The following is a 12101-nucleotide window of genomic DNA, read 5'->3' on the forward strand; positions in this document are numbered from 1 at the left end:
AAAGGATGCTGCATTATTTTATGATGTGATTTAGCGTTCGCCAAATATGGCACTACCCACTCTTACCATGGTAGAGCCACACGTCACGGCGATGAGATAATCGTGACTCATACCCCAACTACGCTGTTTGAAAGATGGTTGGTCAGCGAAATACCGCTCCTTTACTTCGTTAAAAAAGTCTTTGGCCGTCAACATTTCTTGGCGTATCTGTCGTTCATCGTCCACGTTTGACGCCATCATCATCAGTCCGCAGATACGCACATTCGACAATTCACGCCATTCGCCGACCTCCAAGAAATCACGGCATTTATCCAAGGTGAAGCCATATTTGGTGGCCTCCTCAGCAATGTGCAACTCCAACAGCACGTCGATAACACGGTTGCTGCGAGCTGCATGCTTATTAATTTCTCGCAAAAGCTTTGGCGAATCGACCGACTCAATCATGCTGATGTAAGGAGCAATATATTTCACCTTATTGGTTTGCAGGTGTCCAATGAAGTGCCATTCAATGTCGTTGGGCAGTGCTTCCACTTTTTCAGCGAGCTCTTGTTCACGGCTTTCACCAAAGACGCGCTGCCCAGCCGCATAAGCACTCGCTATCATCTCTTTGGGATGATACTTACTGATGGCTACCAAACAAACGTCATCGGGCAGCCTTTTCTGCACGTCGTGCAAGTTTTTTGCTACATCAACCATGATTATGTAAATTTAAACGAACCACACTCCTATTCACTTCAGCCGTTTATACTTCAGGCTGGTCATCGGGTTCCTTCTTCAAATCGTGTTCAAAAACATCCATGATTTTGGTTTCTGAAACATTGGCCACTACGTAATCGAGCACGCTACTTGAGAACACTTCGCCGATATTTTGAAGGGCTCCTTCGATGTTCTTGGCCTGAACGAGATAACTGACGGCCGTACGTTTCTCCTTACCTTTTTCCTCATCAATGGTGATAAACATCAGTTTGGCTTTATACCATTTGTCATCGGCCTCTCTGTCACTGAAAAAGATTTCGCTGTAGACAGCCGGCGTAATGTTCTTGATGACGAACTCACCGCTTGAATAGCTCGCCATTTCTTTGGTGATGGCATCTTCAGCCTCGCCAAAAGTAAAGGCGTCTACCACATAAGTTTCTCTTACCTTGGCAAAGAGTCCGTCTTCTGCCTGACGCTCATATTGTACATTTGTTTCAAACCAATTGGCATTTCTTGTTCTCATTGTTATATCTTTTAAATGAAGTTATTATATTGCTTGAATGATGTGGATGCAAAAGTAGTAAAAATCGACAAATCCCACAAATGGAAAGAACGACTTGTGAAGACCGTGTGGATAATATTATTTCATGCCAACTCTGGTATTTTATATCCACACTTCATTTGGTGTTCAGATTTATTTGTTACCTTTGCATCATACATGCTAGTGAGTTGTGGGCATGAATGATGACACGTACCACACTCATTTGCACGATTGTCAGGACAAAAGGGAAAAGTCCATCATACAATACCCCACAAGATAATTGAATTATATGCCAGAAATATCTGTTCGAGGATTAGAGATGCCGGAGTCTCCCATACGCAAGTTGGCGCCTTTGGCGACAGCAGCAAAGGCACGTGGTATCAAGGTTTACCACCTCAACATTGGGCAACCCGACCTTCCGACGCCACAAGTTGGTTTGGATGCACTCAAACATATCAAGCGAACCATCTTGGAATATTCGCCCAGTCAGGGCTGCCTGTCGTATAGAGAGAAGCTAACAGGCTATTACAAAAAGTACGACATCAACGTTTCGGCCGATGACATTATTATTACATCTGGTGGCAGTGAGGCGGTATTGTTCGCCTTCATGAGTTGCTTAAACCCTGGAGACGAAATCATTGTGCCTGAACCTGCCTACGCAAACTACATGGCTTTTGCTATTAGTGCGGGTGCGAAGATCAGGACTATCGCAACGACCATCGAGGAAGGCTTTTCGCTTCCCAAGGTTGAAAAGTTTGAAGAGCTGATTAACGAGCATACCCGTGCCATCATGATTTGCAATCCTAACAACCCTACTGGTTACCTGTACACCCGCAGAGAGATGAACCAAATCAGGGACTTAGTAAAGAAATATGACCTGTTTTTGTTCTCAGATGAGGTTTATCGGGAGTATATCTACACTGGTTCACCATACATCAGTGCCATGCACTTGACGGGCGTTGAGGACAATGTCATCCTCATTGATTCGGTTTCCAAGCGATATAGCGAATGCGGCATACGCATTGGAGCGCTAATTACACGCAACATTGAGGTGAGAAAGGCCGTGATGAAGTTTTGTCAGGCACGTCTCTCTCCTCCTCTTCTTGGACAGATTGTGGCAGAAGCATCGCTCGATGCACCTGAAGAGTATTACCGTACGGTGTACGATGAGTATGTTGAACGGCGCAAATGTCTTATTGATGGATTGAACAAAATACCGGGCGTGTACTCTCCTATACCTATGGGAGCCTTTTATACGGTAGCGAAATTGCCTGTCGATGACAGTGAAAAGTTTTGCCGATGGTGCCTAGAAGAATTCTCATTTGAAGGTGAAACGGTGATGATGGCACCGGCAGCGGGCTTCTACACCACACCAGGAGCAGGAATCAATCAAGTGCGCATCGCCTATGTTCTCAACAAACACGATCTTGAAAAAGCACTGATAGTGCTGCGTGAGGCACTAGATAAATACCCGGGAAGAGTGGATACAGAACGATTGTAACATAGGGTTGGTAAAGAATTGCCAAGCCAGTTCTTTCCACAAGCAATGCGTCAAATGACATCGTCCTATAACGACAGAATCAGAGATGAATTTACCTTTATTCATAGCAAGAAGAATTTACAGTGTAAACGGTGACAAGGCGGAGGTTTCCAAACCTGCCATTAGGATTGCTACCGCTGGCATTGCCATCGGTCTTGCTGTGATGATTGTTTCTGTATGCGTGGTGTTTGGTTTCAAACATGCTGTCAGTGCGAAGGTCATTGGATTTGGAAGCCACATCCAAGTGGCTAACTTCATGACGCTGCAGACCTCAGAATCGTATCCCATTCAGATGACAGACTCCTTGATCAAGGTGCTGAAAAACACACAAGGCGTAGAGCATGTTCAACGATTTGCAACCAAACAAGGTGTATTGAAAACCGACTCCGACTTCCTTGGCGTGGTTTTTAAAGGGGTTGGGCCTGACTTTGACTCAACCTTTATCCACCAAAATCTGATGGAAGGAAGCATCCCTGCCTTCTCTGACACAAAAAGCAGCAACAAAATATTGCTGTCCATGTCGATGGCAAAGAAGCTGAAATTAAAAACAGGTGACAGGATATTTGCTTATTTCATTGACCACGCTGGGGTCAGAGTGAGGCGTTTCACCATTGCAGGCATCTATCAAACCAACCTGGCTCAATATGATGATGTCACTTGCTTCATGGACCTTTACACGGCTGTGAAGCTTAATGGCTGGGAAAAAGACCAGGTATCAGGTGCTGAAATCACGGTGAAAGACTTCAATAAGGTTGATGAAACAGAAGCTATCTTCATCAATCGCTTAAACAGAACGGTAGATCAATACGGCGAAACTTATTCATCAAAGACCATCAGAGATATCAGTCCCCAGATTTTCTCATGGCTGGATTTGCTCGATCTGAACGTTTGGATCATTCTTGCTTTGATGATTGCCGTGGCCGGAGTGACCATGATTTCAGGACTTCTCATTATCATTCTTGAACGTGTTACCATGATTGGCGTACTGAAAGCCATGGGAGCCAAGAACGCGATGATTAGACATACGTTCTTATGGTTTGCCGTCTTTATCATTACGCGCGGTCTTCTCATCGGCAATCTTATCGGCATTGGGTTGGTATTGTTGCAGAGATATACCGGTTTAGTCGGTCTGGATCCACAAACTTATTATGTAACAACGGTACCAGTCGAAATCAATATCCCCGTTTTATTACTGCTAAACGTGGCGACACTCTTAATCAGTGTTGTGGTTTTAATAGCCCCAAGCTACCTCATTTCCCACATACATCCGGCCAAATCCATGAGGTACGAATAAGCACTTTCACTCATTTTACGCCACTTTCCACCTGTTACTTTAACATAACATTTTCGTGACGGCAGGCTTGCTTTTATCTTTTATTGCCAGAAAGATAAGTTATCAAAACATTAAATATGTATTGAATATAACGAAAAAACATGCACATTTTTCTTGTACATGTGCAAATAAGACATTATCTTTGCACACAAACTTAAATATTGTGCAATAGAATTATTTACACTGACATCGAAAAATTCAACTAAATGATTTTCATATCAGAAATAAAATCCAACTAAGATAAATCGAAAGTAGCATGAAAGAAATTCCGAGTTTTAATGCCCTCATTCAAAAGAGCATTATCGACCATTGGACTTTGAACGCCCTAACTGACTATAAAGGCGTTACTCTTCAGTATCACGATGTGGCTCGAAAAATAGAAAAGCTGCACATCTTGTTTGAAAATAGCGGTGTTCAGAAGGGTGACAAGATTGCCCTCTGTGGACGAAACAGTGCGGCTTGGGCATGCGCATTCTTAGCAACACTGACTTATGGAGCCGTTGCTGTTCCCATTTTGCACGAATTTACCGCCGAACAAATACACAACATTGTCAATCACAGCGAAGCAAAATTGCTGTTCGTCGGCGACGTAGTAGCAACCGTCATCGACGAAAAAGAGATGCCAGACTTGGAAGGAATCGTTTATATTCCCGATTATTCATTGTTCGTTTCCAGAACAGAGAAGTTGACGTATGCCCGAGAACATCTTAACGAGATGTTCGGAAAAAAGTATCCTAAGTACTTCAGACCAGAACATGTCAACTACTATATCGAGCAAGATCCAGAAGAATTGGCACTGATTAACTACACGAGCGGAACGACAGGATTCTCGAAAGGCGTGATGATTCCCTATCGTGCCATGTGGGGAAACGCAGACTTTGCCCAGCACGAGTTGCGCGGCATCATGCGCGAAGGCGATCATGTGTTAAGCATTCTGCCCATGGCTCACATGTATGGCATGGCCTTTGAGTTCATTTATGAGTTTATTACGGGCTGCCACATCTTCTATCTTACCCGTCTGCCGAGCCCAGCCGTCATTGCTCAAGCATACGCTGAAATCAAGCCTGCCTTAATTATTGCTGTACCGCTGGTCATCGAAAAGATTATCAAGAAGCGGGTCTACCCAAAGATACAGAACAACATGATGAAGCTGTTGCTTAACATGCCTGTCATCAACACCAAGATTCACGAGAAGATTGGACAAGAGGTTATCAACGCTTTTGGTGGCAATTTCCATGAAGTCATTATTGGCGGTGCTGCTTTCAACAAGGACATCGAGAATTTCTTGCAGAAGATAGGTTTCCCATATACCGTTGGATACGGCACAACCGAGTGTGCTCCAATCATCGCATACGCCAACCATGAGACGTTTGTCCCCGGCAGTTGCGGTCGTGCTGCCTACCACATGGAAGTAAAGATCAACAGTAACGATCCGCAGAACGTTCCCGGTGAGATTTGGGCCAGAGGCACAAACGTGATGCTGGGCTATTACAAGAATCCTGAAGCTACAGCAGAAGCACTGGATGCTGATGGCTGGTATCACACTGGCGACTTAGGAACAATGGACGCAGAAGGCAATATTTTCATCAAGGGACGTTTGAAGAACATGCTGTTGGGTGCGAGTGGGCAAAACATTTACCCTGAAGAAATAGAAGATAGGCTCAACGCTATGCCCATGGTAAGCGAGAGTGTGGTGATTCAAGAAAACAACAAACTGGTAGGATTGGTATGTCCTGACTTGGATGAAGCAGAGTCTATTGGGCTGACAAGGTCGGATATTGAAGAAGTCATGGAACAAAACAGACTACAACTGAACAACGAATTGCCAGCCTATAGCAAGCTGAGTGCCATCAGATTACATGATGAAGAGTTTGAAAAAACGCCGAAGAAGAGCATCAAGAGGTATCTTTATCAGAACGCACATGAGGCATAGAGGCGTTTTTCAGCCTTGCAGAATAAGAAGAATTTGAAAGTGAAAGAAAAGAGACAACCACGCTGGTGATTGTCTCTTTTTATATGATTCAAAGCGAAAGACAAAGCAATGCCTTATTCTGCTTTCCACAAACCGTGCAGATTGCAGTACTCACGTGCACAAACTTCCGTCGCACAGGTCTTAAACTCAGCCACTGGTTTGTCAGATGGTGTAAGATATTTGCGAAGAACTTCGGTCGGTGTAATCAGCTCAATCCACTGGATGTAGTGTCCCTCCGTCATCGGATGCTCTACCTCACCCACGGTTACACGGTAGCCACCTTCTATCTTTTCAATCACAGGAACGTGCTTTTCCGTCGCAGCGTCAACGGTGTTCTCCTTCAAAAGTTTCATAGGAGCATCGCAACAAGTAAGTTCACCAGCAGCCTCATTCACCACTTCAACCATGTTACCACACTTTTCACATTTGTAAATCTCGTTTCTTTTTGTCATAATCTTAGTATTCTATAATGTTGATATGACAAAGATACAGAAAATAAAAGAATGATACAACAATTTCAATGTGAAAAAAATACAAATTACACATCTTCTTTTATCTTACCCTGATGCCTCTACCCTATTTCATTTTCCCTTTGTAAAAATAAGCACAACGACTGCTTGTACTTGGTCTGATACCACATATAGTTGAGCAAAACGACAACCCTGTTACTGATAACCACACTAAAACGAGGATATGCCTCGAGCCACAAAGTCCAAGAAATGTACGATTTTATAACCGTTTTTTGCCCTTAAAACGCCCCATGAAAACTTTCATTCTAGCAAAAAACGATAGGCAATGAGGAAGCAAACAATTGAGATTTGGTAGGAAAAAATTGGGTGTTGACAGGAAAAAGCAATGCTTTTATTGCACTACAAGCATCACTTTGCCTGTTAATAGATAGGTGATTGTCTCACAAGAGCATGCATATTAAAGCCCAAAAGCAATGCTTTTGGCAGGAAAGATGATGAAAAAGATGGGCGAAACAGTACGATATTCGGGTAACAAATTGTATTATAGGTATATACGAAATCTGCTTATATTTGGCTTATTTGCGATAACAGATAGATCTACTTGCAAATAAGCCAAGCACAGAGAAGTTGGTTGTCAAGAAAATTCATCATCTATCAGACACGAATCCAGTACCCACACAGGTTTGTATGCTTAATGGTAATGAGGTGTAACACGGTGAAAGGCTACGCGGCTGGATGACATAAAGCAAAAGAACGGTTTACGTCTTTCAAGCCTTTAGGCCCAACAAAGAATCTTTAGCACAGCAACAAGAACTCTTATCTTACATTCTTTTAATATGTAACGACAAGCTGTACAGCCTTCTAAACAGGCGTGTCTTCGGGACGCTCAGTAAAGATATCGTCGGCCGAGTTGATCTCGTCAAGGTCGAACCACTGACTCATTTTTGCCTTGGCCTTTTGCTTGACCTCGTCAGAAACCTCACCCCAAACCTTATGGAGTACGTAAATCAATACCGCCAAGTCGTCACTGAGGCCTGCGATAGGGATGGCATCTGGCACAACATCAAGCGGACTGATGAGATAGCCCAACGCTCCAATGATGATGGCTTTATCCCTAACCGACACCTTGTCGTTCTCTAAGGTGTAATAAAGAATGAGTGCGGCATAGACAAGCTTTGCACCCGCACGCTTTGCAATGCGTGATATTTTTTCGACAAAACCAGAGTTAGAGAACTTGTCTTTATACTTCATAAAATCTGGCAAATTCATTTCCATACGTTAATCCTTTCTACTGTTATAATGATGAAGCAGATTAAACTCAACAATCATTTAGTTTATAATTGGTTGGTAAGATACCAATACCTAATTAAATAACGGGTATTTTCACGCATTATTATTTGTTTGCATGACTTCTTGGGGGAATAACGCCCTGATTGGAACATCACGCAGCTGATCCAAATAGGTCTTGCGTAAGTCGAACAGATGCTTCCAATCCGTTGAAGTGAGTTGCTCGTGCAAATCAAGTTGCATGTCCCACCGCCCCAATGCTTCCAATCTATCGACCATGTCGCCTACCGTTATATGATCCAACGTCTGTGCTGGCTGGTAGATTAGGTCGCCATCATGATCTTCATGGCAAACACTCGAATTGATGAGATTCACCTCCGTCAAATTGTACAATAAGTCGTTGGTGACGCGAATCGGAATATTTGTTTCCAGTTTTAATTCAAGAGCGGTATAAGGTTTCTTTCCCTCAACGAATCGGTTGCATATCTTGCTGAGCAGCACGGCACTCATCAAGAGCCGATAGCGATGACTAATTTCATTTGGATTGGCCATAAAGGCTAAATCTTCCAAGTTCTGATTGGTGTAGCACAGTTGTGCGCCAAACAAGCAAATGGTCCACGATATCTGCACCCAAAGCATGAACAATGGCAGTGCGGCAAACGACCCGTAAATGGCATTGTAACTGGACAGCAGCATCTGACCATGGATATAAAACAACTGCAACACCTGCATGGCCACACCAGCGAGGATGCCTGGCACGATGGCAGCGGTAATCTTGACCTTGGTGTTGGGCATGAAGATGTACAAACCGATGAACACGCACGACATGATGATAAAAGGCATCACCTTCAACCCTATCTGCAACATGGGTGCGAGCAGCATATAGCCTTGCGCACGGTCGACGAATGCGGTCATGAAGATAGAAATACCAGAAATCAAGACAATCAAGATGGGCATTAAAAAGACCATGGCAAGATAGTCGGTGACGGTGCGAAACAGCGTGCGTTCGTGCTTCACCTGCCAAATGTTGTTGAAAGTTTGCTCAATGGTTCGCGTCAACCGAAGCACCGTCCACAACATGAAGAGTAAGCCTACGCCAAGGATGACGCCACTCTGTGTGTGCACCAAATACGAATTAACAAAGCCAATAATAATCTCAGCTGCCTGCGACTGCCCTGACAAGGCATTGCGGAACCACTGTTCAATGTACTTAGAAAAACCAAAACCTCGCGCCACCGCAAACACTACCGCACAGATGGGAACAATGGCCAACAACGTGGAATAAGTGAGTGCGGCAGCTAAATCGCCCGTTCCCTTGGTGAGGAAGAACTTGACAGCTAATGATAGTTTTTTGACGATGCTAATGAGCAGATATTGCAAAGGCGAGACGTCTTTGGGTGTAATACGCCAGATATCTACTGTCAGGAAGCGCTGAACTTGCTGTATGTACTTGTTCATAGATTGTACTTCATTACAAGACAAAACACTGATGTCTTGCCTTGGTGATGCTATTTGATTTCATAAAAATAAGAAGTGTTCCTATAAGCCGGGTTCTGTAACCAACGATGTTGGCGCTCTGCCATTTATCTACTTTGGAAGTCGCCCTCCAACTCTAGCATTCTACCCTCCATTGTACGCGAACGTTTAGGCGGACAACCTTCAAACAATGGTATACGCGAACTTGCAACCTCCAGATGGTACAGCCTGATGATCACCCATCAGCTGGTGGTCTCTTACACCACCTTCTCACCCTTACCCTTGCGGGCGGTTATTCTCTTCTACCGACACCTACTGTCACCAATAGCTTCTAGTTTCAGAAGTGGAGCGTCCTGTGTTGCCCGGACTTTCCTCTCGCATCCAAAAGATACCAGCGGCAGAGCCGGAACACTTACTTATGAGCGCAAAGATAGTAAAAAATACAGAGATGAAGAGTTGAAACAAAAAGTTTTTACTTCTGGGGCATTGAATTGCAACGAGGAAGCACACCAACAGAAAACCATAATACACACGCGGCCAAACGACTGACATCGTCATCGCTTAATCGTTTGGACGAACCTAAATCATTGGGGATAATTGAAAAACAAAGGCCCTGGAATCTTCAATATTTGTAAAAACACATGACAATGACTTAAGAGCCGTTAATGTGTTAAAACAAATTGTTAAATTGGAATAAAGAAACTGGACAAAATGGCAGATTAACGTTTTTTGCGCTTAAATTTGCATCACTTATAAACAAATGACAGAATATTGCTTGCCATCTTATCAGGCAGAACATTCTCGATGAAAGAAATAAAGAACAATTAAATCATATTTAAATGAAAAAGTATTCTAACTATTTGCTAACAGCAATGTGCCTCATCGCACTTGCTTTTTCTGCCGGCTCGTTTATTAAGGTGAACGCAGCTGGCGATCAAGTTCCCGCTGCAGGACAACCAGTAGACTTAACCTATGCTGCTGATAAAGCGTTGCCGGCAGTGGTTCACATTAAATATGTACAGAACTCGAAGACCAGAACCGTGGAGGTACCGAGCAATCCATTCTCTGATTTCTTTGGTTTTCCATTCGATTTCTTCGGACAAGGACAAGGTGGAACACAAAAGCGACAAATGCAAACACCACCGAAGAGAGCAACTGGTTCGGGCGTGCTGATTTCTGATGATGGATACATCGTTACGAATAACCACGTGGTTGAGGGTGCCGATGAACTAACTGTCACGTTGACAGACAATAGAGAGTTCTCTGCAAGACTGGTTGGTACCGACAAAACTACCGACCTGGCACTCATCAAGATTGACGGAAGCAAGCTTCCTACCCTACCCATTGGCGACTCTGACAAACTGAAAATTGGCGAATGGGTCATTGCCGTGGGCAACCCATTTGGTCTAAACAATACAGTAACGGCTGGAATTGTCAGCGCAAAAGCAAGATCTTTGTACGCTAATGGTGTAGAAAGCTTTATCCAAACCGATGCAGCCATCAACGCAGGTAACTCGGGTGGTGCCTTGGTTAACGCACAAGGAGAGCTGGTAGGCATCAATGCCATGCTGTATTCTCAAACGGGTTCGTATGCCGGTTATGGATTTGCCATTCCGACAAGCATCATGAACAAAGTGGTGAGCGATCTCAAGAAATTTGGTACAGTGCAGCGTGCAATGCTCGGAATTCAAGGGCAAGACGTGCTGAACTACATCAACATGCAAAAAGAACAGGATAAAGATGTGGATCTGGGAACCAACTCTGGCGTATACGTTGCCAAGGTTGAGAGCGAAGGAGCGGGTGCTGAAGCTGGTCTGCAAGAAGGCGACGTCATCACCAATCTGGATGGCAAAAAGATCAACAAAATGGCCGAGTTGCAGGAAATTATCTACAGCAAGCGGCCTGGCGAGAAGATAACCATCACTTATCTGCACAACAAGAAAAAGAATACAAAGACCGTTACGCTGAAAAACGCACAGGGCAACACAAGCATTGTCAAGGTGGCAGACCTTGATGTGCTTGGGGGCAACTTCAGAGAAATAACCTCAGCACAAAAGCAACAGATGCGCACGAGCTACGGCTTGGAAGTGATTAAAATTAACAAAGGGGCACTAAAAGAGGCTGGCATCTCGAAGGGTTTCATTATTCTGGAGGTGAATGACATACCAATGAAGGCATTAGAGGACTTGCAAACTGCTGTAAAAAAGGCATCAACAAGTAAAGATCCCGTGCTTTACATCAAAGGCATCTGGCCATCTGGCAAGAGAGACTACTTTGCTGTGACGGTCAATCGCTAAGCTTTTAAACAAAGTTAAGTATTTCCCAAAAGAGATATTAGATAAGAAGAGAATGCAAGTTTCTACACATGCATTCTCTTCTTTTTGATTAACACAGTAAACGTCTAATGTTGGATACTTACCCTACTTTTCACATTAACCAAACTCCACACCACCGTACATGCCGTTCGGCATACGGCGGTTTCGTGCTTTTATTTGAAGATTAATAATCGAAGTGCAAAACTTGTTGGTGTTTGGATTGTATTAAAACCATGAAAAACACAGCAGAGGTTTGCACTTCTATTAACCTTCACCTCTTTTGAGCCTCATTAAAAGAGTAATGAGATAGTGTGATGAGCGCCAAGTTTTATTTCTTCATCACCAATTCATCCTTCGGATTTGTAAAATAAAACATACTGACTGTTCGAAGAGTTGACTATCTGTCTAGAATGCTATTAAGGTTAATTAACGTTTATTTTACATACAATTATTTTCCTCATGTGTATTCTA

At 43.6% G+C, this 12101-nt stretch carries 9 protein-coding genes and 1 other RNA gene; 4 read left to right on the plus strand and 6 right to left on the minus strand.

The annotated features are described in order from the left end of the window. Nucleotides 1-30: 30 nt before the first annotated feature. Both HMPREF0650_RS04835 and HMPREF0650_RS04840 read right to left on the minus strand, forming a co-directional pair. Entirely contained in the window at nt 31-696 is a 666-nt protein-coding gene (locus HMPREF0650_RS04835) for a YggS family pyridoxal phosphate-dependent enzyme (RefSeq protein WP_004348795.1), read from the minus strand. 46 nt (nt 697-742) lie between these two features. After that, nucleotides 743-1219 carry a DUF4494 domain-containing protein gene (locus tag HMPREF0650_RS04840; protein ID WP_004348797.1) on the minus strand — a complete coding sequence of 159 codons (477 nt, stop codon included), beginning with the start codon at nt 1217-1219 and terminating at the stop codon, nt 743-745. Nucleotides 1220-1526: 307 nt separating this feature from the next. Between HMPREF0650_RS04840 and HMPREF0650_RS04845 the strand changes: the two genes are divergently transcribed. From HMPREF0650_RS04845 to HMPREF0650_RS04855, 3 genes are all read left to right on the plus strand, one after another. Next, entirely contained in the window at nt 1527-2738 is a 1212-nt protein-coding gene (locus HMPREF0650_RS04845) for a pyridoxal phosphate-dependent aminotransferase (protein ID WP_004348798.1), read from the plus strand. Nucleotides 2739-2823: 85 nt separating this feature from the next. After that, nucleotides 2824-4071 (plus strand): ABC transporter permease, encoded by a 1248-nt coding sequence (locus HMPREF0650_RS04850; protein WP_004348799.1) that lies wholly within the window; start codon nt 2824-2826, stop codon nt 4069-4071. A 295-nt stretch (nt 4072-4366) separates the two neighbouring features. Then, nucleotides 4367-6043, plus strand: a complete 1677-nt coding sequence (locus HMPREF0650_RS04855; RefSeq protein ID WP_004348800.1) for an AMP-binding protein — start codon at nt 4367-4369, stop codon at nt 6041-6043. 113 nt (nt 6044-6156) lie between these two features. Here the strand turns inward: HMPREF0650_RS04855 and HMPREF0650_RS04860 are convergent, their stop codons facing one another. The 4 genes from HMPREF0650_RS04860 to rnpB form a co-directional block, all read right to left on the minus strand. Further along, a complete protein-coding gene (locus HMPREF0650_RS04860; RefSeq protein ID WP_004348801.1) occupies nt 6157-6534 on the minus strand; it encodes a desulfoferrodoxin in 378 nt (125 codons plus the stop codon). 879 nt (nt 6535-7413) lie between these two features. Further along, entirely contained in the window at nt 7414-7821 is a 408-nt protein-coding gene (locus tag HMPREF0650_RS04865) for a YkvA family protein (protein ID WP_040562542.1), read from the minus strand. Between the two features lie 114 nt (nt 7822-7935). Continuing rightward, nucleotides 7936-9297 carry a YihY/virulence factor BrkB family protein gene (locus HMPREF0650_RS04870; RefSeq protein WP_004348805.1) on the minus strand — a complete coding sequence of 454 codons (1362 nt, stop codon included), beginning with the start codon at nt 9295-9297 and terminating at the stop codon, nt 7936-7938. A gap of 68 nt (nt 9298-9365) precedes the next feature. Then, nucleotides 9366-9730: RNase P RNA component class A (gene rnpB / locus HMPREF0650_RS12435), an RNA gene on the minus strand. A 424-nt stretch (nt 9731-10154) separates the two neighbouring features. Here rnpB and HMPREF0650_RS04875 point away from each other — a divergent pair. Then, nucleotides 10155-11612, plus strand: coding sequence for a Do family serine endopeptidase (locus HMPREF0650_RS04875; protein WP_004348806.1), 1458 nt, complete (start codon nt 10155-10157; stop codon nt 11610-11612). Nucleotides 11613-12101: the final 489 nt, after the last annotated feature.

It is taken from the genome of Hoylesella buccalis ATCC 35310 (genome assembly GCF_000177075.1).
Lineage (GTDB): Bacteria > Bacteroidota > Bacteroidia > Bacteroidales > Bacteroidaceae > Prevotella > Prevotella buccalis.